Origin of the sequence: Schaalia suimastitidis DSM 15538, assembly GCF_000429105.1 — a bacterium.
GTDB classification, from domain to species: Bacteria; Actinomycetota; Actinomycetes; order Actinomycetales; family Actinomycetaceae; genus Pauljensenia; species Pauljensenia suimastitidis.
This window is the reverse complement of the sequence record NZ_AUBF01000011.1, coordinates 52,746-76,401: the sequence shown is the minus strand read 5'-3', so window position 1 is coordinate 76,401 and position 23,656 is coordinate 52,746. Positions and strand designations below refer to the sequence as shown.

At 58.5% G+C, this 23,656-nt stretch carries 17 protein-coding genes; 5 read left to right on the top strand and 12 right to left on the bottom strand.

The window, feature by feature from the left end; genetic code table 11:
* Positions 1-64: 64 nt before the first annotated feature.
* Positions 65-1,744, bottom strand: a complete 1,680-nt coding sequence (gene pgi / locus G438_RS0105920) for a glucose-6-phosphate isomerase (RefSeq protein ID WP_026460541.1) — start codon at positions 1,742-1,744, stop codon at positions 65-67.
* A 259-nt stretch (positions 1,745-2,003) separates the two neighbouring features.
* On the opposite strand from pgi, the gene G438_RS0105915 reads away from it, so the two are divergent.
* Positions 2,004-3,041: an acyltransferase family protein gene (locus tag G438_RS0105915; protein ID WP_026460540.1), complete on the top strand. Its 1,038-nt coding sequence runs from the start codon at positions 2,004-2,006 to the stop codon at positions 3,039-3,041.
* A gap of 124 nt (positions 3,042-3,165) precedes the next feature.
* Here G438_RS0105915 and G438_RS0105910 read toward each other — a convergent pair whose 3' ends face one another.
* From G438_RS0105910 to G438_RS11975, 4 genes are all read right to left on the bottom strand, one after another.
* Entirely contained in the window at positions 3,166-5,463 is a 2,298-nt protein-coding gene (locus G438_RS0105910; RefSeq protein ID WP_034285413.1) for a 6-phosphofructokinase, read from the bottom strand.
* 254 nt (positions 5,464-5,717) lie between these two features.
* Complete coding sequence (locus tag G438_RS0105905; RefSeq protein WP_026460538.1) at positions 5,718-7,031, bottom strand: dicarboxylate/amino acid:cation symporter; 1,314 nt, start codon at positions 7,029-7,031, stop codon at positions 5,718-5,720.
* A 200-nt stretch (positions 7,032-7,231) separates the two neighbouring features.
* Positions 7,232-8,452 (bottom strand): NADP-dependent isocitrate dehydrogenase, encoded by a 1,221-nt coding sequence (locus G438_RS0105900; RefSeq protein WP_026460537.1) that lies wholly within the window; start codon positions 8,450-8,452, stop codon positions 7,232-7,234.
* 60 nt (positions 8,453-8,512) lie between these two features.
* Complete coding sequence (locus tag G438_RS11975) at positions 8,513-9,001, bottom strand: DUF3017 domain-containing protein (protein ID WP_051259348.1); 489 nt, start codon at positions 8,999-9,001, stop codon at positions 8,513-8,515.
* A 131-nt stretch (positions 9,002-9,132) separates the two neighbouring features.
* On the opposite strand from G438_RS11975, the gene pta reads away from it, so the two are divergent.
* The gene (pta, locus tag G438_RS0105890) at positions 9,133-10,632 is read left to right on the top strand and encodes a phosphate acetyltransferase (protein WP_026460535.1); all 1,500 of its coding nucleotides are present in this window, start codon (positions 9,133-9,135) and stop codon (positions 10,630-10,632) included.
* Between the two features lie 131 nt (positions 10,633-10,763).
* Positions 10,764-11,975 carry an acetate/propionate family kinase gene (locus tag G438_RS0105885; protein WP_034285408.1) on the top strand — a complete coding sequence of 404 codons (1,212 nt, stop codon included), beginning with the start codon at positions 10,764-10,766 and terminating at the stop codon, positions 11,973-11,975.
* A gap of 200 nt (positions 11,976-12,175) precedes the next feature.
* Here the strand turns inward: G438_RS0105885 and G438_RS0105880 are convergent, their stop codons facing one another.
* The 7 genes from G438_RS0105880 to G438_RS0105850 all read right to left on the bottom strand — a co-directional run bounded on the left by G438_RS0105880 (position 12,176) and on the right by G438_RS0105850 (position 20,043).
* The gene (locus G438_RS0105880) at positions 12,176-13,039 is read right to left on the bottom strand and encodes a copper homeostasis protein CutC (protein ID WP_026460533.1); all 864 of its coding nucleotides are present in this window, start codon (positions 13,037-13,039) and stop codon (positions 12,176-12,178) included.
* Positions 13,040-13,049: 10 nt separating this feature from the next.
* Positions 13,050-13,997: an ROK family protein gene (locus G438_RS0105875; protein WP_026460532.1), complete on the bottom strand. Its 948-nt coding sequence runs from the start codon at positions 13,995-13,997 to the stop codon at positions 13,050-13,052.
* Positions 13,994-15,457, bottom strand: a complete 1,464-nt coding sequence (locus G438_RS0105870; protein ID WP_026460531.1) for a M81 family metallopeptidase — start codon at positions 15,455-15,457, stop codon at positions 13,994-13,996. The genes G438_RS0105875 and G438_RS0105870 overlap by 4 nt, the downstream gene beginning before the upstream one ends.
* Before the next feature lie 25 nt (positions 15,458-15,482).
* Complete coding sequence (locus G438_RS0105865) at positions 15,483-16,415, bottom strand: carbohydrate ABC transporter permease (RefSeq protein ID WP_084403147.1); 933 nt, start codon at positions 16,413-16,415, stop codon at positions 15,483-15,485.
* Positions 16,405-17,322, bottom strand: coding sequence for a carbohydrate ABC transporter permease (locus G438_RS0105860; RefSeq protein WP_026460529.1), 918 nt, complete (start codon positions 17,320-17,322; stop codon positions 16,405-16,407). Before G438_RS0105860 ends, G438_RS0105865 begins: the two co-directional genes overlap by 11 nt.
* Positions 17,323-17,388: 66 nt before the next feature.
* On the bottom strand, positions 17,389-18,675 hold the full coding sequence (locus G438_RS11065; RefSeq protein WP_051259347.1) for an ABC transporter substrate-binding protein: 1,287 nt from the start codon (positions 18,673-18,675) through the stop codon (positions 17,389-17,391).
* A gap of 63 nt (positions 18,676-18,738) precedes the next feature.
* A complete protein-coding gene (locus G438_RS0105850; protein WP_051259346.1) occupies positions 18,739-20,043 on the bottom strand; it encodes an alpha-L-fucosidase in 1,305 nt (434 codons plus the stop codon).
* 191 nt (positions 20,044-20,234) lie between these two features.
* Between G438_RS0105850 and G438_RS0105845 the strand changes: the two genes are divergently transcribed.
* Together G438_RS0105845 and G438_RS0105840 are read left to right on the top strand one after the other, a co-directional pair.
* Positions 20,235-21,374 (top strand): ROK family transcriptional regulator, encoded by a 1,140-nt coding sequence (locus G438_RS0105845; protein WP_051259345.1) that lies wholly within the window; start codon positions 20,235-20,237, stop codon positions 21,372-21,374.
* Between the two features lie 185 nt (positions 21,375-21,559).
* Positions 21,560-23,644, top strand: coding sequence for an NAD(+) synthase (locus G438_RS0105840; protein WP_026460526.1), 2,085 nt, complete (start codon positions 21,560-21,562; stop codon positions 23,642-23,644).
* Positions 23,645-23,656 lie beyond the last annotated feature (12 nt).

Below are 23,656 nucleotides of genomic sequence, written 5' to 3'. Positions count from 1 at the left end.
CCCCTGGGTTATTCGCACAAAGGCTCACTCAACGTCGTTGAGCAAAGCACCGCTCTCGGGTACCCTACCGGTTGGCGTGGTAGAACTCGATGAGGCCTCGGGTAGATGAGTCCTGAGCCTCAAGGGCCGTCTGGTCACCTGTGATGGCCGGCAGAATCTGCATGGCCAGCACCTTGCCCAGCTCTACACCCCACTGGTCGAAGCTGTCCAATCCCCAGACTGCACCCTGAACGAAGGTGATGTGCTCGTATAGGGCAATAAGCTGACCAAGGACCGATGGAGTCAACTCCGCCGCCATAATGGAAGTCGTCGGGCGGTTTCCGGTAAAGACCCGCGCAGGAACGATCGCTTCAGGTGTTCCTTCAGCACGCACTTCCTCACTGGTCTTTCCAAAGGCCAAGGCCTTGGTTTGGGCGAGGAAATTCGACAGGAATAGCTCGTGCATATCCGCCTGATCGTCGCGCAGTGGCCACGCGGGTTTAGCGAAAGCAATGAAGTCGGCGGGCACCATCCGCGACCCCTGATGGATGAGCTGGTAGAAGGCGTGTTGACCATTCGTGCCAGGCTCGCCCCAGAACACTTCGCCCGTTTCATAGGTGACCGGCGCGCCGTCACGACGCACAGATTTGCCGTTGGATTCCATCGTGAGTTGCTGTAGGTAAGCCGGGAAACGATGGAGGTACTGCGCGTAGGGCAGCACTGCGTGGGTGTCGGCGCCAAGGAAATTGGAGTACCACACGTTGAGCAAGCCCATGAGGAGCGGCACATTGTCCGCTGTGGGCGCCTCGGCAAAGTGACGGTCCATTGTGTGGAAGCCGTCGAGGAAGTCTGCGAAACCATCGGGGCCAATCGCGATGGCCAAAGACAGGCCAACAGCTGAGTCCACGGAGTAGCGGCCACCCACCCAATTCCAGAAGCCAAAGGCATTCGCCGGGTCGATGCCGAAATCAGCGACCTTGTCCAGCGCAGTGGATACGGCAACGAAGTGCTTCGAAATGGCGTCCTTTTCTGCGGCTTCGTCATCTGCGTTCACTAGGCCACGCTCACGCAGTGCCCCAAGGAACCAGTCGCGAACGACGCGGGCATTAGTAATCGTCTCCAGCGTGGTGAATGTCTTGGAGGCAACAATTACCAGCGTAGTCTCAGGGTCCAGATCTTTCGTTGTTTCGCCCGCATCAGTGGGGTCGATATTCGAGATGAAGCGGCATTCCAGACCGGCGCGCACGTAAGGCTTGAGTGCCTCGTACGCCATTACAGGACCCAGGTCGGAACCGCCAATTCCCACGTTGACGACGGTGCGCACCGGCTTTCCGGTTACACCCACCCATTCGCCGCTGCGTACACGTTCAGCAAAGTCGTAGACACGGGTGAGGACCTCGTGGACATCTGCGATGGCATCTTGGCCGTCAACGATGAGCGTGTCCTCAGCTGGACGACGCAACGCGGTGTGGAGGACAGCGCGGTCTTCAGTGGTGTTGATATGCGCGCCTGCATACATTGCGTCGCGCAGTTGTTCGACCTTGGTTTGTTTGGCAAGGGCAAGAAGGTCGGCGAGGATTTCGTCGTCGATCAGGTTTTTTGATAGGTCAACGACCAGGTCGCCTGCGCGGCGTGTCCAGTGTGCGGCCCGGTCAGGGTCAGCGGCAAACCATGCGCGCAGGTCAGGGTCGAATGTTTCGGCGCGCTGGTCCAGGGCTTCCCAAGCGGGTGTCATCGTGGGGTCAACGGGGGTGAGGTCACTCATCGGTAACGTCCTCCTTCAGTGAAATGAGCGCTCATCTGTGCGTCGAAAGCCGGAGCGCATGTTCCCCTCTAGCGTAGCTCACGCTGGCAACGGGCGATATTGCCGAGGCACGGGCTGACCCAGCAGAGCAACCACAGTTGGGCTTTGGCGGGCAGTAGTGTCCACGCGCAGGTTAACCTGCCGATACACTGCCTCTGTAGCGCACACCTCGATTCGGCTGAATGGCGCCACTGGGGCACAGTAGCATTACACTTGCCATGTGAAGCACCGAGATTCCTCACTCGATATTGCTAAAGGTATTGCCATTATTGCCATCGTTGCGGGCCATGTTGTGCGCGGCATCGGTAATGCAGGTTTGGTCAGTAAAGACGCTGTGGGCTATCTGCTAGTGGACCGCGCTATCTATTCCTTCCATCTTGCGGTTTTTGCGTTGGCTGCGGGTTTTGTTGTGAAAAACGCTGTTGAGAAACGAGGTGCCACGTCCTATACCCGTCGCCGCCTGGCAGATTTTGCGTGGCTGTATATCCTGTGGTCGCTTCTCCAGGGGAGTTTGCAGGTGTTGCTCGCAGGGTCGGTCAATAATGGGCAGAGTTGGGCATCGGTTTTTGACCTGATACATCCTGATAGCCACATGTGGTTTTTCCCGTGGATCGCACTGTGTTGCACATTCGTTGCCTTCACGCGGCCCTGGGTGAGCCCAATGCGGGCTGTCATTATTGGTGGTGGCGCACTCGTGTTGAGTGTGGCGGTGTGGGGTCTTTTTGGTCCGGTTATTTTCCTTCAAGGGCACGGGCTTAGCGGCTATTTTGTTGTTGCCACGATCATTTCGCTGGGCACCTACCAGTATGTGCGCAGCCGCTGTAGCATTGGCGTTGAAGCAACAGTTGGACTCGTTGCTGGTGGCGCGTGGCTGACACTCATGGTGTACACGCCCGCAGCTGGCCCCACCTATTCCAAGCTAGTGCGTACGGCGCCAAATATTGCTGTCAGTGTCCTCGCCACAACGCTGGGTGTCGTCGCCGTCTTGGCTGTGTCCGCTCTTTTGTCACGCTTTGAGGCAACGGCAAAGCCATTGGCCTACGTGGGTCGCTATTCATTGCAGATTTTCCTGGCCCATGTGCTTGCGATGGCGGCTACACGCATTGTGTTGGTCAAACTTGGGGTCACTGACGTGACTGTGCACGTTGTGCTTGGCACAGCGGTCGGCACCCTTGTGCCGCTCGTATTGTGGCATCTGACGAAGGTGGCACTGCCGTGGCTGTGGCGCGCTCCCTTTGCTCTATCAGGTGGCCATTAAAGGTCGCAGCGCAACAAAACATCGTCACAATTGGCAACAGGCACAATAGTGCCATGCCGCGCTAACAACCTGTTTCCTGGCACAACCAGCGCAATGCGGCATCGCTCCCCTACCTGCGCCTGACCTAGTGAGCTGTGTCGGCCTCGTCAAGGATGGTGATCGGCAGCGGCTGAAGGTCGGGGTCTTGGAAGGAGACGGTCGTCAGCACCGGTCGCAGTTCAACCCACCACTGCGTAAATGGCCTACGGTTTGCAATATCCAAATCATCAAACATCCGCTCAACATCGCGCACATCCATACCGCCTTCAACCTGGCCGATATACACGTGGCGCGCCACCGAAGCGTCAAATTGTTCGCTGATTTCTTCAATACCCCGATCGACCAGACGCGTGGCCATGAGTCGGTCAAAGGCACTTGGGGAGCCGCCTTGCTGCAGGTGCCCCAAGGCCGTGTGACGCACGTCGTAGGTGCCATGCCCTTCGCCGTCAAAGGCAGCAGCAATAAACTCTGAGTCGTAGTGACTGTCGTTTTCTTCGTTGACTACCGCAAGGAAAAGACGGCGGCCTTTGGCAAAGGATTCCCCGAGTTTACGCGCATCACGGTCAATATCGGACAGGGTGATGGGTTTTTCGTTGAGGTAGGCGTATTCGGCTCCGGTGGCTAGGCCCGACATTAGGGTGAGGTAGCCGCAGCGCCGCCCCATCATGCGCGCAACGAAGCAGCGTTTCGAGGCGGCAGCTGATTCTTTCACCCGGTCAAGTGCCCACACGGCATTGTTGAGGGCGGTGTCGGCGCCGATCGACAGTTCAGAACCCGGCAAGTTGTTGTCAATGGAGGCTGGAATCAACACAATGGGCACGTGGAATGCCGGGTAGCGTTTCCGTTCGGCATTCATGGCGTTCACCGCCAGGTAGGCGTTCAGGCCACCGATCACCATGAGGGCGTCAATTTCGTGCCGTTCAATGGCGCGACCGATGGCGTAGAACTGCTCGACTTCGGGTACAGGGCGCCTGGTCCCTAATTCGGCGCCGCCTTTAAATGCCCAGCCTTCTACGTCCGCCCAGGACAATTCGCGGACCTGCCCGTCAGCAAGTCCCGCCCACGAGCCGTCAATGCCAAGCATGGTCCAGCCTCGGGCAATGCCGAGGCGAACAGCGACCCTGGCTGCGGTGTTCATTCCTGGGGCCAGACCACCGCAGTGAAGGATTGCGACACGCTTGGGGTGTGCTTGAGCGTCCGGGGCAAGCTGAGGCGGAGTGGAAAGTACCTCGTTAATACGCACCATTGTGGTAAAGGATGTGCCGCGTGCTGCCTGTGCCCCCGCGAAATCATTGGCTTCGATGAGGTCTTTTACTCCGCGCGTATTGGCGATGGCTTTCATCAGTGGGATGCGGGTGATTCGGTTACGGCGCACGCCGAGGATACATGCTTCCTTTTGGGTGCCATTGCGCAAGATTTCTTGAACAGCAGCATAGCCCAGCAGCGTGGACATCCAACGGTCGTAGGCTGACGGGGAGCCGCCTCGTTGTACGTGGCCAAGGATCGTGATGCGGGCATCTTCACCGTTGCGTTCTTTCAAGGCTTTGGCAATGTCGGTCGTAGTGAGGTCATTGCCGTCACGGTCGGTGGCCCCTTCGGCCACGAGGATCAGGGATTCGCGGCGTCCCGCTTCACGGCCGAGGCGCAGTTTGGTACACATGTCGTCTTCCCAGCCTGGGCCCGCTGGGTTCTCTGGCGTGAAAACGTAGTCGGCCCCGCCAGCGACCGCTGCCATCAGTGGGAGGTATCCGCAGTGGCGGCCCATCACTTCGATGATGAAGGTGCGTTGGTGGGAGGCAGCTGTTGACGAGATTTGGTCGATAGCGTCCAGGATGCGGTGTAGTGCTGTGTCAGCGCCGATGGTCATATCGGTACCAACGAGGTCGTTGTCAATAGAACCCACCAGTCCGACGACCCGCAATTCAGCGTGGGCATCGGCTGTTTCTTGGGTAATTTCCCCTTCGGCGACAAGTTCAGCCAGGTGTTGTGGCCATTCGGAACGGAACTCGTTGGTGCCCGACAGTGAACCGTCGCCACCGATGATGACGAGGCGGTCGATACCATGCTGCAATAAGTTCTTTGCCGCTGCGTGACGTCCCCAGTATTCGCGGAACTCGGGGCAACGCGCGGTACCGATGACAGTGCCGCCTTCAGCAAGAATGCTAGAAGCGTCCGACCACGCCATTTCTTTAATTGCGCTGCCGCCTGCGACAGCACCGGACCATCCTTCCATAATGGCGTAGGGTTGGGCTCCGTGTGCCAGGGCGCTTCGAACGACGGCTCGTACTGCCGCATTCATCCCTTGGGCGTCTCCGCCGGAGGTGAGGACACCAATTTTTGGTTGTGTGGCTCGTGAAGTGTCGGTCTGGCCCAAGGAATCCATAGCTATGTCCCATCCACGTGTTGGCTCCATCACCCCTATTCTAGGCGGTCACGGTCACGACTGGATAGCCAAGGCGGGTGACCACCGAAGTGGCCACCCGCCATTAGAGCACGTCAGTGGTAACGCCCAGCACCGTGCATCCCATGAGACGTCAGTGGTGGTGCCAAGCACCATGCCGCGTGTCGTCGCGACACGGATGCCTCGTCACGCCACTGGCTCATGGGTACCCGCGTATCGATCGGCGCCCCACGAAATTAACTGAGTTGAGAGCGCGAGGCTGCGAGTTCTTCCTCAGTGACAAAGCCTTGGACTGAGACCTTGTCAAGGTAGGCCATGCCGTCAAATGCCAGTTCTTTGGCATTCTCAGGGTCGCCTTCATCGCCAATGCTGCCACCGGCAAATTTGTCGACCACCAGCGCGATAGCACCGTCACCGGTGACGTTGGTTGCGGTGCCGAAGGAGTCCAGCGCAATGTAGGTGGCGATCATCAGGGCGACGGCAGCCTCGTCAAACCCCAGCATGGAGGAAAGCAAGCCGGTTGCTGCCATGATCGCACCGCCGGGTACGCCGGGAGCGGCCACCATGGTGATGCCCAGCATGAAGACGAAGCCGACCCACTGGGTGAAGGGAACGTCCATGCCTTGTGTGAAGACAATCGCGAAGGCGAAAGCGAAGATCTTCGAGGTCGAGCCTGCCAGGTGAATCGTGGCGCACAGCGGAATGGTGAAGGCGGCAACTGGTTCGGACACACCTGCGCGGCGCGCCTGCTTGAGGGTCACTGGGATGGTGGCAGCGGACGAGGAGGTGCCAAGTGCGGTGAGGTAAGCAGGCATCATGGTAGCCAGCGCCTTGAAGGGGTTAACACGCGCAATAGCACCCGCCACAAAATATTGCGTGAGGAGGATGAGGACCTCCAAGCCCAGGACCACCAGGACCACGGACAGCAGGGTTCGCATAATGTCCCACGCCTCACCGGTGTAGGTCAGGTCTAGGAAGATGCCGAAGATATGCAGGGGGAGCAGCGGGATAATGATGCGCTCAATGAGTTTCGTGATAATAGCGCGGAACTCAATGAAGCCCTTGCGCAGGACGCCGCGTGGGATCATTGACAGGCCAATACCCACCACGAAGGACAGCAGCAACGCGGTCATCACGTCAAATACAGGCGGCATTTCAATGGTGAAGTAGGACGACAGTGCGCTACCGGGTTCTGCGACGTCCTCTAGTGCGCCCGACAGCAGGAAGGGGAATACGGCGGCGCATACGGCGTATGTGACGAAACCTGCGAAGAGGGTCGATCCGTAAGCAATGGCAGCGGTGACGCCGAGCCATTTGCCTGCTCCCTTGCCGAGGTCAGCGATTGCTGGGGTCACCAGGCCGACGATGATCAGTGGGATAGCGAATTTGAGGAATTGGCTGAAGATTGCCGAGAAGGTGAGGAATACGCGGCCAATTTCTGCTGGGACGAGGTGGTTATCGCCGACGCGCAGAGAACCGAGGATGAGTGCGAGGACGATCGCGACCAGCACCCACACAAGGATTCCGCTTTTTTCCATGAACTTACGCATGTGTCTTCCTTGGGTCCATTGGACAATGGGGATGTCTAAAGACTGCCTAGGGCGCGAAAAACAAGGCTTGGAGTCTCATATTTTGGACAGGTGTCGAGGCGGTGGCGGGTCCGCGACGTTGTAGAGATAGCGCCCCAGGTTCAGCCATGGAGGGGGGTGCTGTACCTGGGGCGCTCCGCCTACCGAGGCACGTCGTTGGGCTACTCAGCTAGGCGGCGTTGGAGGTTTTCATCGAGGGCATGAAGGAATCCTTCGGTGGTCAACCACGGGGTGTCCTTACTGATCAACACCGCCAGGTCTTTCGTCATTTGCCCACCTTCGACGGTTCGGATGACAACGTCTTCAAGAGCTTGGGCAAATGCGGTGACCTCTGGGGTACCGTCCAAAGTGCCGCGGTGCGCCAGGCCGCGCGTCCACGCGAAGATTGAGGCAATCGGGTTAGTCGAGGTGGGCTCACCTGCCTGGTGGCGACGGAAGTGGCGTGTCACTGTGCCGTGTGCGGCCTCGGCTTCCATGGTTCGCCCGTCTGGAGTCATCAGGACCGAGGTCATCAGACCAAGGGAGCCAAAGCCTTGTGCCACCGTATCGGATTGGACGTCACCGTCGTAGTTCTTGCAGGCCCACACGTAGCCACCTTCCCATTTGAGGGAGGAGGCGACCATATCGTCGATCAGTCGGTGTTCGTAGGTGATACCTGCGGCCTCGAATTGTTCGCGGTATTCGGTGTCAAAGATTTCAGCGAAGATATCTTTGAATGCGCCGTCGTAGGCTTTCAAAATGGTGTTCTTGGTGGAAAGGTACACGGGGTAGCCGCGTTTCAGACCGTAGGCAAAGGAGGCGCGCGCAAAGTCGGCGATAGATTCGTTGAAGTTATACATGCCCAGTGCGACACCACCGCCTTCTGGCACTTTCACGACCTCGTGTTCGATGGGTTGAGAACCGTCTTCTGGGGTGAATGTCAGTGTGATTGTGCCTGCGCCGGGAACTTTAAAATCTGTGGCTTTGTATTGGTCGCCAAATGCGTGACGGCCAACGACGATGGGTTTGGTCCATGTGGGCACCAAGCGAGGCACATTCGAAATGATGATGGGTTCACGGAAGATGACACCGCCGAGGATATTGCGGATGGTGCCGTTGGGGCTCTTCCACATTTTCTTCAGCCCAAATTCGGCCACGCGAGCTTCGTCGGGGGTGATGGTCGCGCATTTAACGCCCACGCCGTGTTCTTTGATGGCCAAAGCGGAGTCAATGGTGACTTGGTCGTCGGTAGCGTCACGATTCTGGATGGACAGGTCGTAGTAGCGCAGATCAACATCAAGGTAGGGGTATATCAGTCGGTCTTTGATGAATTGCCAGATAATTCGGGTCATCTCGTCGCCATCGAGCTCGACGACCGGGCCTGCAACCTTAATCTTCGACATGGGGACTCCTTTGCAGCATCATGCCTTCAGCCCATAGATTACTCGATATCGAGAGATCTGTCAGGTAATGTTCACCGCAGCCGTCCATGGAGAAAGCCACCATATTGCCAGAGCCACAATGACGAAAATGAGTGCATCAAAAAAACGGCCCCTGGAAGCAAACCACGGTCGACCTGGGATGATAAGACGACACACGGCACCGGCTACCAAAGTTGCCACCAACGATAAAACCGCGCGATGCGGATGGTCAGTGACAATATACCCACCAATGGCTGCCAGACTCACCAGCACACCGACAAGGGTCACACGGTTCCACATGCGCAGGCTCGGACGCATTGATGCGGCAGCATTATGTGCCTGCACATTGGCGTCATTACCGGACGGCTCATCGACATCATTACGTGGCTGCACATCGACCTCACTGCCAGCAACACTGTCGTCCTTAATAGCGCAAAGGGCATCGGATTTTTCCGCTTCGCTTGTCTCCTGCTCTTGGTCCTGCGAAGGTTTTTCCGCACTCAACTGCTCGTCCTTGGTCTGTTCGGTCACGCACTAAGCCTATCGGCCAGTGAGCCAGTCTTCACACCCCGAGCGGCACGTTTGCCTAAATATGCCCGATAAAATGGGTATCAGTGACCAGGACGGCCACATCAAAATTGCACGCATACGAAGGAGCATTCGTGACTTCCCGTTTCCTCGTCATCGCCCCGGAAGCTGGCTATGCCACCCGGATCGCCGACGAACTTGAACACGTCCTTGCAGCCCACGGCACCGTCAACCGCGCAGATGCACTGATTGGCACCGATACTGAAGCTGCAGCCACCAACCCGAATGAAGCCCTTGCTGCTGCGGTGGAAGCTGTCCGCTCCTTTGACGGCGATTTCGCCGTGATCGAAGGCATACACGACGTGGCTGTCCGATTCTTTGATTCCCTTGGCTGGAACCTGTCACTGGCTGCTTCAACGCGCGCGCAGGTCATCCTCGCCCTCGACACCGAAGGCATGCCCGCTGAACTCCTGGCCGCCGAAGTGGAGGCCGCCCGCCTGCGCGCTGAACTCCACAATGCGCACTTGTACGCGGTGGTACTGCCCGCCTCGGCAATGGGTGCGCTGCATATTGATGGCATCCTCACCTTCGGCCTACCCCTTGGGGACGAGGCCGCCGCTCAACTCACCTCCGCACCTGCACTTCAGACCGTCACGCCGCTGGCTTTCCAAGCCGACCTTATTGACCGTGCGCGCGCTAACCGTAAACGCATCGTGCTTCCCGAACCGGAAGACGAACGCATTTTGACTGCTGCCGCTGAAGTGTTGGAACGCGGCATTGCTGACATTGTTTTTGTTGGCGAAGAAGCCGAGGTGCGTGGCCGCGCAGCCGAACTGGGACTGGATATTTCTGCTGCCACCGTCGTGTCAGTCAACGACCCTGAGCTCCACGAAACCTACGCCGCCGAATTTGCGCGACTGCGCGAAAAGAAGGGCGTGACACTAGAACAGGCTCGCGAAACCGTCAAAGACGTGTCCTACTTCGGCACGATGATGGTGCATATGGGCCAGGCAGATGGCATGGTGTCAGGCGCTACCCACACCACCGCCCACACGATTGTTCCCTCCTTCCAAATCATTAAGACCGCACCAGGCGTGTCCATTGTGTCGTCCGTATTCCTTATGCTGCTTGAAGACCGCGTGTGGACCATGGGTGACTGCGCTGTGAACCCAAATCCAACGCCCGAGCAGCTGGCCGATATTGCCATTTCGTCCGCGACAACGGCCCGCCAGTTCGGCGTCGATCCAAAGATTGCGATGCTGTCATATTCGTCTGGCCGCTCAGGCACCGGCCCTGATGTGGATGCAATTTACGAGGCGACCCGCCTTGCGCAGGAAAAAGCTCCTGAGCTTCCCATCGATGGCCCCATCCAGTTCGACGCGGCAGTCGATATTGCTGTGGGTTCGTCGAAGATGCCTGGCTCCCCTGTTGCTGGACATGCAAATGTCTTTATCTTCCCGTCACTGAACGCTGGAAATATTGGCTACAAAGCCGTGCAGCGTTCCTCTGGTGCTGTCGCCATCGGCCCGATTTTGCAGGGCCTCAATAAGCCGGTCAATGACCTGTCTCGTGGCGCATTGGTTGAAGACATTATCAACACGATCGCGCTCACTGCGATTCAAGCGCAAGAATAAGGCGCTGCCAGCAGGGTCCAGCCATGCGCGTTGCATAACAGGCACCATCTGCCTGGCGGCGCGAAACCGCTGGATGCTCGCTTGGCCTCGTCAAGCACTGGCCGACCTCCCAATCCCCCGCCATCCCATTTATGAAAGGCCCACACGCCGTGGAACAGACTGTCCTCGTTATTAACTCCGGTTCTTCCTCGATTAAATACCAGCTTGTGGATCCCACAACTGGCGAGGCCCTAGCAAAGGGTCTGGTTGAGCGCATTGGCGAATCTGAAGGCCATATCCAACATAAGTACGGCAACGAGGTCGTTGATCTCAATGAGCCTATTGGTGACCACGAAGCTGGTATGCGTGAAGTACTGCGTCTGTTTGACCAGGTAGGGCCACGCCTGGCCGATGCGCATATCGTCGCTGTTGGGCACCGTGTCGTGCAGGGTGGTCGATACTTTGACGGCCCGGCACTGATTAATGACCAGGTGCGTGCGCTGATTGAGCAGCTGTGTGCTTTGGCGCCGCTGCATAATCCTGCTCATCTGAAAGGTATTGACGTGGCGCGCGAACTCATGCCTGATGTTCCCCACGTCGCCGTCTTTGATACGGCTTTCTTCCAGAAACTGCCTGCTGAAACGGCAACCTACGCACTGGATCGTGAAGTAGCTGAGAAGTACTCGATTCGCCGCTATGGCGCTCACGGCACCTCCCACCAGTATGTGTCGAACCGCGTGTCGCAAATCCTTGGGCGTAAAGACCTGCGTCAGGTGGTGCTGCACCTGGGTAACGGCGCATCGGTGTCGGCCATTAAGGACGGTGCTGCTGTTGACACGTCAATGGGCCTTACCCCGCTGGAGGGCTTGGTCATGGGGACGCGCACAGGCGATATTGACCCTGCTGTCGTCTTCCACCTGCAGCGTCAAACCGGGTGGAGTGCCGACGAGGTTGACACGCTGTTTAACAAGAAATCAGGCCTGAAAGGTCTGACCGGAGAAAACGATATGCGTGCAGTACGCACCATGTCGATCTCAGGCGAAGGCGAACAGCGTCGTCGCGCACGCTTGGCATTGGATATTTACATCACGCGCATTATCAAGTACATCGGCGCCTACACTGCTGAGCTTGGCGGCCTGGATGTGCTGACCTTTACCGCTGGTATTGGCGAAAACGATGCTGCGTTGCGCACCGAGGTGTGTGAGCGCCTGGCTTCCTTCGGTGTCGTGCTGGACGAAGAGGTGAATACCTCCCGTATTGTCCGCTCGACCACGATTTCTACGCCGGAGTCATCGGTGCGCGTCATGGTTGTGCCAACCAATGAAGAGTACGCCATCGCTCAGCAGGCATTGTCCCTCGTCTGATCGGTTAAGGCTGCGAGCCGAGGCGGACGTCCCTCTGCTCGCAGCCAGTGGCCGACCCGGGTTGGCGCGGCATGGGTGCCGTAACGAAGCCATGCTGCGAGAGCACAACCCCGGATTGGCGCGGCCCCGTTGCGGTAGCGCGGCCATGCTGTGAAAGCACCGCATCCGGGGTTGGCGCGGCCAATTCGTGGACCAAGCCTTTACTGTCGGCACGCGTCCCAGGTACGTACCAGAGTGACGATCTGCCGCACCTGCTTGGCATCAGTGCCCCCACCAGTGGTACCTTCGCTGACGCCACCTGCGCCTGCACGCGGCAGTGGGCAACGCATATGTACCTCTGGGGCGCCGCTGGCGGCAATCACGTCGATCACATTGCCTTGTCTTATGCCCCCGGAGGCGATAATTGCTATCCGCTCCCGTGCCTGCCGTGTCAGCGCTGCCAGTTCATCCACTTGTGCAACACTGGGATGTCCACCGGTGGTCAGCACATGCGTATAGCCCAGGCGAATCAGGGTTTCTAAGGCTTGCGCGCGGTCGGGCACAACGTCGAAGGCCCGATGAAACGTCAGCGGGTATTCGCGTGCAGCCTCCCGCAGGCGCTTGGCTGCCGCCTCGTGGATACGCCCGTCGGGCCGAAGGACCCCGACCACGAAACCCAGGGGCGGCAGGCTGCGAGGTTCAACCGCAAGCGGCACGCCACCACCTGTGGCAAGCGGCACGCCACCCAATAGGGCGCCGCTTGCCTGATCAGCCGCGCTGGCCGAGGTCACGCCACCTGCCGCTTTCCTCCTCCGTAAGCGCACCCACAGTTGCACGAAGTCCTCAATCGAGGCAACCATTTGGTCAACCTCAGCATCCGTGTGCACAAAATCGCCGCCGCGTGGACGAATAATGACGCGAAGGCCACCCGCAGGAGCTACCGGTAGTGCCTCTTCAACAAGGGTCGCAGACGGGGTGATGCCTCCCAAATCAAGGCGTGCACACAATTCCACGCGGTCCGCACCCGCCCGGCTAGCAGCACTCACACCCGCAACATCATCGACACATATTTCGATCCGTGTCATCACCACACACCTATCCGTTGACGCACCACGACTCGTGATCAGTGCTTCCGGCGGCCATTGAGGCCAATGCGAGCGCACCCCACAGGCCCGCCTTCTCCCCCAGGCACGCAAGCACGATTTGCGGCGCCTTACGCCACGCCAAATACTGTTCGAGGCGCGCTTTTAGTGGCTCAACAAGTACCGGCCCCGCATGAGACAAACCGCCACCAATAATGAAACGCTCAGGATCAAAACCAAGGGTAAGGTGCACAAGTGCCAATGCTAATGCGTCAACAGCAGTGGCCCACACCTGGTCAGCAACAGGATCCGCACCCAGACGTTTTTCTACCTCTTTCGCGCCGATCCCATTGGCACCAGGTGCCCGACCCACTTTGTCACTCGCCTGCGCATAGCGACGCGCAATACCTTGAGCCGAGGCATAGACCTCCAAGCAGCCACGTTGCCCGCAGGCACATTGTTCGCCGCCAGGAAAGACCGGTGTATGCCCAATTTCGCCAGCGCAGAGTGTCGCGCCCGCCCACATACGTCCCTGTAGGTAGAGGGCTGCCGAAACTCCAGTCCCAATGGGAATCATGGCGTACGAGACGGCGCCTTTACCCGCACCGAAAAGCCCTTCAGCCAAACCAGCGGCGCGCCCATCGTGCCCTAGGCGCGCGGGCACACCCGAACTGCCTGCAAGCAGCTCCGCAGGTCGCAGCCCGGCAAGTGCCACATTGGAGGCATACCGCACCTGACCTGTTCCTTCGTCAAGAACACCAGGGCAGACAACACCAATACCAGCCAGCTGCGTGTATTCATCGGCTAGACGCTCACCCAGTGTCGTCAACTGTCTGACCATGCGCGTGGCGTCGGTCGGTTCATGTCCGCTGGCAACGGGCTGTCCACTGGCGGACACCAGCATCCATTTGATGGTGGTACCGCCAATGTCAATGCCGACATAGCGGGCTTGGGCATTCATGGCATCACGAGCCTTACCGTGATGGGGTCGGAGTCAAAAACCGTGTCGAAAGGAAACATTGGGCGCGTGATGTGTTGGTGTCCCAGACGCACAAGATCCTGATCGACACCACCAGGGGTCAGTGCCATCTTCCAGTCGCGTTGTGCCTCGTACAGGTCCGGTTCAAGGTAGCCGATTTTCACGACAAGCACGTCGACGCTGCGCACGTCAAGGCCAAGACGCGCGAATTGTTCGTATTCGGTGTATTGGTTGCGTGCGCTGGTAATGATCACTGTGAGGCCGCCTGTTTTCAGCGCGGCTGTGTGTCCGCCTCGTGGATCGTCAGTAAGGGCACGTACCACGCCGATGATGCGCTGCGGACCGGGGGCACGTTGGTCAATATGTCCGCCCACCTCGACGCTCACTGTGGCCCCAACACCAGCATTCCAACACTGCTCTGCTGCCACAGGGTCCACGATGGAGGCATGGATGACATCCAAAAGGTCGTCTTTTACTGGCTCCCACGCCAACAGGTGCGCCAAAGCAACCGTCACGTCACCGGCACCGCCCGCTCCGGGATTGTCACCCGAATCTGAAATGAGCGTGGGCCGCGCAGCATGTTCGGCCCAGGTGAGGCACTGGGCCATGGTGGCAACCGGCGCCACAAACTCAAAGTCGTCACGCGCCCGCCAAAAGGCTCGCCCAATACGAAGTGCCTGCTCTTTGACGGCCTCTGGGTCGTCACCGTAAGCGACAACCGCACCTTGGCAGCGCGCCTGGTCAGCCCACGCAAAACCAATCCAAATACCTGCATCGGTGACCCCCTCGGTTGCTTCAACCTGCGGCACCAATGCGTACAGAGATTTCGCGGGTTCAATGCGGGTAGAGGTTTTTTCGCCTGGCAGCAGGATCGGCACATGAACCAAGGCTTTTGCTGGTTTACCCAGGCCCTGGCTTAGACGGTCAACAAGGTTGCGGGCTGCCCGTTTGCGTGATTCAAGGGCGTCTTCATGAGGCGCCATACGGTAGCAGGTCATTAGGTCCAGGCCGTCGAAAAGCGTATGCGACATATTGCCATGCAAGTCCATACTGGCCGAGATCATTACTTCACTGCCAACCGCGTCGCGAAGTGCAGTAATGAGGTCACCTTCAGCGTCGTCGTATCCTGTCACACTCATGGCGCCGTGGATGTCGAAGAATACGCCATCCAGTGGCCTTTCGGTGTGTGCCTGTGCAAGGCCACTGCGGATTTCTTCACGCCACGCCTCGTAGGTGGCCTTTTCGACGACGCCACCAGGTAGTGCTCCGGCGTGCAGGATCGGTACCCATTCGACGGCGCTCGCCCACGCTTCGTCACGCCAGTCGTAGCGGGCAAGGAGGGCCTGGCCTCGTGTCACCGTGAAGTCTGCAGCAGTGGAGGTGTAGGGCGTGAAGGTCGATGATTCGATGTGGATGCCGCAGATGGCGATTCGGGTGGGCATAGGATGATTCTCCTGTCGTGTGGGTTTAGCGTCCGCCCATACCGGACATGGCAATGCCTTTAACCAGGTGCTTTTGCAGTGCAAGGACCAGCGCCGTGGTGGGCACCATTGAAATAATCGAGGCCGCTATCTGCAGATCCATGCGCGTTCCTTCCTGGGTCGAGAAGGAGGCAAGGCCAACAGGGAGTGTCCCCAAGGAGTCGTAGTCGACGGTAACAATGAGCGGCCACAGGTAGGAGTTCCAATACCCCATGAAGGTAAAGACCGCGAGAACTGCGATAGCGGATTTGGTCAGCGGAAGGATGATTTGCACGAAGGTGCGGATGGGGCCTGCTCCGTCGACGCGGGCCGCTTCTTCAAGTTCGAAGGGGATGCCGCGCATGAATTGACGCATGAGGAATGTGCCGAAGGCGCCGAAAGCGAAAGGGAAGATGAGCGCCTGGTAGGTGTTCACCCAGCCGAATTGTTGCATGAGGATGAACATGGGGATGACCAGCACTTCGGCGGGGATCATCATGGTGGCCAGGAACAGAATGAAGGCGCCGTCGCGGCCTTTCCACCGTAAGCGCGAAAAGGCATATCCAGCGGTTGTCGAGACGAAAATGACGACCAGTGTGCCCAAGATGGCGACGATGAAACTGTTGAGGATATAGGTGACGAACGGGCCGTAAGTGAAGACGTCAACGTAGTTTGACCAGCGTAGTTCTTTGCCGAAGAGACTTGGCGGCACCTGGTAAATCTCGTCTTTGTGTTTGAGGGAGGAAAAGAAAGCGTAGATCAGTGGTGACGCGAAAAGGAAGGCGCCGATCCATACGGTGATGTGGGCGATGGCGTCTTTGAGGCGGGAGGGTTCGCCGCCAAGCAGTCCCGCTTGTGACAGGGGTGCGTAGCTTGTGCGGGCACGACGAGGCGCAGGCGTGCCTTGAGTGGGGGCGGTCGCAGTGTTGTCAGACTTCATAGTGCACCCACCTCTTTTGTGCTTGGAATTGGAAGGCGGTCACAAGGATGACCAAAGCGAAAAGGATCCATGCTGCTGCGGCAGCCATGCCAAGCTGTTGGAACTTAAATCCTGTGTTGTAAATGAACATCACCAGTGGCAGAGTGGAGTTTCCAGGGCCGCCACCGGTCAGCATCTGGGGCTGAACGAAGACTTGAAGTGACGAGATCACGGTCATCACGGAGGCGAAGAATATGGAGGGCGACATCATGGGGAGGATGACTTTGACCAGCATGGTCCATCCTCGTGCACCGTCGATTCGGGCTGCCTCCATCACTGATTCGGGCAGTTGTTCAAGGGCGGCTGAGAAGATCAGCATGTTATAGCCTGCGCCTTGCCAGACGCTCATGACGACGATCATGATCATGGCCCACTGCGGGTGCGCCAGGAATGCTGGCAGTTCAACGCCGAACCACGCTTGGGCTAGTCCGTTAAAGAGGCCCTGAGGGTTCAGCAGCATCTTCCACACCAGGACGTTTGCCACCATGGGGGTGACCACGGGGATGAAGAAGAGGACTCGGAAAATATTGCGTCCCCGGATGCGTGGCCCAATGATCATCGCCATTGTTAGCGACACGATGATATTAATGGGCACGTATAAGACGGTGAAGACCACGGAGTTGCGTACTGCGGGCCAAAAATCTGGGCTTTCGGTCAGTAGCCACAGGTAGTTGTCGGCGCCAACGAATGTGCGTTCACCAAAGGCGGGCCAGTTATACAGGCTCATGATGATGGACAGTACGACGGGGACGACGGTGAAGAGGGCAAGGCCCACCAGGGCTGGGCTCGCAAAGCCCAGCGCCTGGTAGGACTCGGTCCTCGCCAACCGGCTCCGCCGCTTCTTTGGGGCGGCTGCGTGTGTTGTCACTGCAGTGTCACTTCCGGTGTGGGGACGGGGTGGTGGTTTTGGGATGGGTAAGGGGCGTGCGCCGCATTACTTACCGAATTGGCTTTGCCCTTGGGTGAGCATGTCGGTCATTGTCATACTTCCGGTGTAGACCGACACGAGGTTCGGGGTGAAGTACTCGTTGACCTGTGCCCATGTGCTCACTGACCGTTGTCCGACGACGCCGGTGAAGGCTTCAGAGAAAGCTTTTTCCACCTCGGCGCGCACGTTTTCGGGCAGTGACTCAAAGTAGAGGGGTTGCGATTCAACTAGTGCCGGGTAGGAGCGCCCTGAGGATGCCAACAAGTTTTGTGCCTCTGCTGATACCAGTGAGCCCAGGACTTTCAGCGCTGCCTCGCGTTCTTCACCTTGGCAGTTGGCGGCAATGGAGAAGCCGGAGCCAAGTACCAGGCCTAGGGATCCGTTGTCGCCGGTGGGTAGGCGGGTGGCGCCAGCTTTGAAGCCTGCTTCGTTGGTGAAGTAGCTCTTGGCGTTCCACGTGCCGTCAACGGCCATGGCAACGTTTCCGGCGTTGTATTGTTCTTCACCCCAGCCAACTTCTGAGGCTGATGGGACGGGTTGTGCGACTTTTTCGGTGGTGACCAGGCCCGCGTACCATTCAGCTGCGGCAACAAAATCGGGGTTGGTCAACTCCAGTTTGCCGTCCTCACTGACGGGTTGGACACCGGATTTGGCGATAGGCAGAGCCATCCATTGGAATTCACCCATGCCGATACCGAAGCCGGGGTGTGCGTCGGTGGTTGCGCTCTTTGCGGTGGAAACGAAGTCGTCGAAGGTCCATGTGGCGCTTGGTTCCGGGGTGTTAGTTTCGGCAAGCATGTCTTTGTTGTAGTACACCATCATGGCAGCAACGTCGTAGGGCAGGCCGTAGAGTTTGCCGTCGTAGCTGAGGATGTCTAGGGCACCTTCTTGGAACTTCGATGTGTCGATACCTGCTGTTTTCAGGTCTTCTTCAGTCAGGGGTGACAGGGCCTGGTAGAAGGTGTTGAGGCGCTGGCCGTTCATGGATGTGACACACGCGAGGTTGCCAGAGGAGGCGTTTGCGGTGAGTTTCGTGAAGTAGTCAGACCAGGATGCGGTTTGGGTTTTGATGTCAATGTCGGGGTTTTGGGCTTGGGCGATGGCTGCGGTGTCGGCCACCCATTTTTGGGATTCTTCGCCACCTGCCCACATGTCCCAGGTGACGGAGATTTTGCTTGACGAGGCGTCGCTCGCGTCAGCGGTGCTGCTTGTCGAGTTGGAGCAGGCGGCGGCGCCAACGGTGGCGGCGATGGCGAAGAGTGCGAGGGCGGCTCGCGCTTTGCGTGTTCTCATGGGAGTTCCTTTCGGTATGGGGTGATTCGTCGTTGAATGTGTGTCACGGGGTGATGGTGTGCCTTAACTGGCGTCGTCTGCTAGGAACAGTTCGATGACGGGCAGTGGTGTATCTGGGGCGCGCGTGGGCAGTACCAGGGTGAGGGTGCCTGCGGGTTGTCCTCCCACTTCGGTGGTGAGTGCCTCCTTTCCTGGATCGTGGACTTCCATGCGCAGTTCAGAGCCGTCGGCAAGGAGACGTGCGAAAGTGACTTTGCCTGCAAGGTCAGGCAGGTGGAGGTGTCCAAATGGCCAGGCCATGAGGTGGATGTAGAGTCGGTTGCCTCGCTGGGTGTACACCGCATGTTCTGGCGCCTTATAGGTGCTGTGGCCTGCGCCGATAATGGCGCGACTATGCAGGCGCATCCACTTGGCTACAGCGTCAAGGATGGTGGCGTCGTGTGCGGTGACGGCGCCTCGTCCATCGGGGCCGATATTGAGCAGGAGGTTTCCGTTTTTTGACACGGTGTCGGCGAGCATTCGCAGGATCATGTCGACGCTTTTGAAGTCGGTGTTGTCGCGGTCGTATCCCCATGATCCGTTGAGTGTTTGGCAGGCTTCCCAGCGCACGGGCTGCCCGTTGACTTCCATGGGTTTAGATGGCTGGTATTGCTCGGGGGTCACCAGGTCGCCGGGGATGTCGAGGCGGTCGTTGATAATGATGCCTGGCTGAAGGCGTCGGCACATGGCTTCAAGTTCGCGTGACCCCCAGTCGTCGCGGCCTTTTCCTACCCATCCGTCGACCTCCCACGGGTAGGAAAAGTCGAAGAAAAGGTAGTCGATTTGGCCGTAGTTGGTGAGGAGTTCTTCGACTTGGGCGTGCAGGTAGGTGCGGTAGCGAGAAAAGTCTTTCGTTTCGTTTTGTGTGCGCGCGTCGACGTCGTCGCGGCGGGGGTGATGGAAGTCGATGGTGTAGTCGGGGTGGTGCCAGTCAAGCAGTGAGTGGTAGATGCCGACTTTCAGTCCTTCGTCGCGTAGTGCTTGGCACCATTCGGCGACGAAGTCGCGGCCTTGGTGTACGGCGGAGTTGTAGGTGGTGTGTGCGGTGTCGAAAAGGCAGTAGCCGTCGTGGTGTTTGCTGGTGAGGACTGCGTAGCCCATACCTGCTGCTTTGGCTTGGCGCGCAATGTCGCGCGCGTCGAAAAGGTCGGGGTCAAATGCGTGGAGGTAGCGTTCGTAGGTGGCTACGTCTGTGCGTTCGCGTGTCATTACCCATTCGTGGCGGGCAGCCACGGAGTACAGGCCGAAGTGGACGAAAAGTCCGAGGCGAGCGTGGTCGAACCATTCGGTTTTAGCGTCGCCCGCAACAGAGATGGCAGCCGCGTTCATTCACAGTCTCCTTCGACCAATCAAACTAAGTTGCACTACTTAGTGCGTTCGTTTGAGAGATTAGCAAATAAGTTCGAACTCTTGCAATATCTTGCGAACTATCGGACGACAATTCACCAAAATAGCTGCGCACGACGCCGAAATATGGGACACTATCGAAGTAAGTTGGTCAGATCGAATAAAGGTGCATGATGGGTACAGCCACCAACGGTGATCTTCAGCCGATCCACCAGCAGATCCTCAGCCTCGTCGATTCCGAGGCCGCTACAACGCGCGCCACCCTGGCACGCACCCTGCACCTGGCGCCGTCAACCATCTCGCTGCGCGTCTTGGAACTTTTGGATTCGGGACACCTTGAAGAGGTCGGCGATTCTGACTCCACCGGTGGGCGACGCGCCCGACTGCTGCGTTTGCGATCTGATTCGGCGTATTTCATTGGCGCTGAATTGGGCACCGGGCATGCGCGTTACGCCCTGTTGGATGCACGCGGCACAGTTGTGGAGATTCGTCACCACGACATTGACCTACCCGCAGGCCCGGTACCGTCTCTGAACGCTATTGCGCAGCACTGCCGGGGGCTACTTGATGACCACAATGCTGCCGCCTCTGGTATTTGCTTGGCACTGCCTGCGCCAGTCAGCCCTGCAACGGGCCTGCTCGATTCAGCATCCCGCATGCCAGGGTGGGACGGTTTTCCCATCAGTCAGCATCTGTCTGAGAACCTGGGTGTACCTGTCGTCATTGAAAATGATGCTGACATGATGGCTCTGGGGGAACATATTGCACATCCGCACCTTCGGCACACGCTCACCGTGAAGGCCGGTAGCGGGTTAGGTGTGGGTATCGTCATTGATGGGCAGGTTCATCGAGGCGCCACGGGAGCTGCAGGCGACATTTCCCATGTGCGCAGGGCTAGTTACGGAAATATGCCGTGCGCCTGCGGCAATAAGGGGTGTTTAGCCACGATCGTTGCTGGCGCGGCCTTGCTTGAACGGTGGCAGCGTGAAAGCGGTAACGACGGCGACCTTGAACAGATGATGCGTGCCGCCCGCAACGGCGAAGTACATGCCACCAATATTTTGCGCGAAGCAGGCGAACACCTGGGAGATGCGCTATGTGCGGTCGCCTCTTTTTTCAACCCAGAAGCGTTGTTCCTTGCCGGATTACTGTCGTCAGCCGATGCTTTCGTTGCCTCCGTTCGCGCCTCCCTGTACCGGGGGTGTCACCCGCTTGTCACCCGCAGCCTCATTATTGAACGGGCCAGCACAGGGCCTGATGCGGGCGCACTGGGGGCAGCTCACCTTGCCAGCACGAAACTCCTGAAAGGCTAAGGCGGGTTGTTGCTGTGCTGTGGCGTGGCGGCGGCTTTTGGCGAGGATAATGTCCTAGTTGGTGCCAGTTTCCCAGTACATTATTCTCTTACGCGCTAGGGAGCACCTCAAATATTCTCACCCCAACGTGCCGTCACAGCGTCGCGAATGAGACAATGAACCTTGCCGCCGTAAAGGAGTAGCCCATGTATTTCCACAGCCTGTACGACCAAGGTTTCGCGCGCATCGCCACCGTCACTTTGCCGGTCCACTTGGCAAACCCTGACGCGAACGCCACCGAAATCATTGAGGCCACCCGCCAATGCTCTGACAATGGCGCAGCTATTACCCTCTTTCCCGAGTTGTGCGTCACCGGTTACGCGCTCGACGACCTGTTCCTGTCGGCACCCCTGCTGGACCGTGCCGAAGCCGCGCTTGCCACCATCGCCCAGGCTTCACGCGACCTGCTCCCACTGATTGTTGTGGGTGCGCCCCTGCGTCACGATGGGCGACTGTTTAACTGTGCGGTCGCCATCCACCGCGGCACCATAGTGGCGGTCACACCCAAACAACACCTGCCCAATTACCGTGAGTTTTACGAAAAACGGTATTTTTCCACCCCCAGTGCTACCACCACACCCACCATTACAGTGGCAGGCCAACGTGTCCCCTTCGGCTCGATGATCCTCGGTGCCACTGACATACCTGGCCTCAATGTCGGCATTGAAATCTGCGAAGACATGTGGATGCCTTTCTCCCCAGCGTCGGCCCTCGCGCTATCGGGGGCCACGGTGATCCTCAACCTGTCGGCCTCGCCGATCACCGTGGGCCGAGGGGAAGATCGACGCCTTCACGCACGCTCAGCCTCGGCCCGCCTGTGCGCCGCCTACGCGTACGCCGCCGCCGGCCAAGGGGAATCAACCACGGACCTTGCCTGGGACGGGCACACCATGATTTACGAGGCCGGGGACCTGTTGGCTGAAGGCCCTCGTTTCGCTGCGGGCACGCAGATTACCTACGCCGACGTGGACCTTGACCGGCTCGTAGCAGAACGCCACCAGCAAAACTCTTTCGCTGACAATGCTGACCACCTGGCCGCAAGCGCCAACGGGCATCTTCCCTTCACATGCCCCATGTCCGTGTCGTTCACAGTAAATCCGCCGCGCACCGACTTGGGGTTACTGCGGCCCCACGACCGTTTCCCCTTTGTGCCTGACGACCCTGAGCGCCTAGCTCACGACTGCTACGAGGCGTACAACATTCAGGTGGCTGGACTCATTGGGCGCCTCAAAGCCATTGGTAATCCCAAGGTCGTCATCGGTGTTTCAGGTGGCTTGGATTCGACGCACGCGCTGATTGTTGCTGCGCAGGCGATGGACCGTTTGGGGCGTCCACGCACCGATATTTTGGGCTACACCATGCCAGGTTTTGCGACCAGCGACCACACGAAGTCAAAGGCGTGGGAGTTGGGACGGCGCCTAGGGATTTCCTTTGCTGAGATTGATATTCGCCCCGCTGCCAAGCAAATGTTGGCTGATATGGGTCACCCTTATGCTGATGGCGCCGCCCACTATGACGTGACCTTTGAAAATGTGCAGGCCGGTCTGCGAACCGACTACCTGTTCCGTTTGGCGAACCATCATGGTGGCATTGTGTTAGGCACAGGCGATTTGTCGGAGCTTGCGCTTGGCTGGTGCACCTACGGGGTGGGGGACCAGATGAGCCACTATGCGGTCAATACGGGTGTGCCTAAGACAATGATTCAGCATTTGATTCGCTGGGTGGCGGCTTCTGGCCAGTTTGACCAGGCAGTGGCCGAGGTTTTGGAATCAGTGTTGGCTCAGGAGATTTCACCCGAGTTGGTGCCAGCCGGACCTGATGGGCAGATGCAGTCGACGCAGGATCGTATTGGCCCCTATAACTTGCAGGATTTCACGTTATTTCACGTGTTGCGTCGCGGATCGCGCCCCTCAAAGATTGCCTTCTTGGCGTACCATGCGTGGCGTGATGCCAGCAGTGGCGCATGGCCCGCTTCCTTCCCTGAACATGAAAAATGCGCCTACTCGCTGGCCGAGATAGTCAAATGGGAAGAGCTTTTTATTCGCCGTTTCTTTAGTCAGCAGTTCAAACGCACGGCGCTGCCAAATGGCCCGAAAGTAATGGCGGGCGGGTCGCTGTCACCTCGTGGCGACTGGCGTATGCCTTCCGATGCCTCGCCCGCAGCGTGGTTGGCTGAGCTTCACAGCGCGCTTGCGGGCGTGCCCGGTTCAGGTATTGACCAGGCGCACTGAGCGTAACGGGAA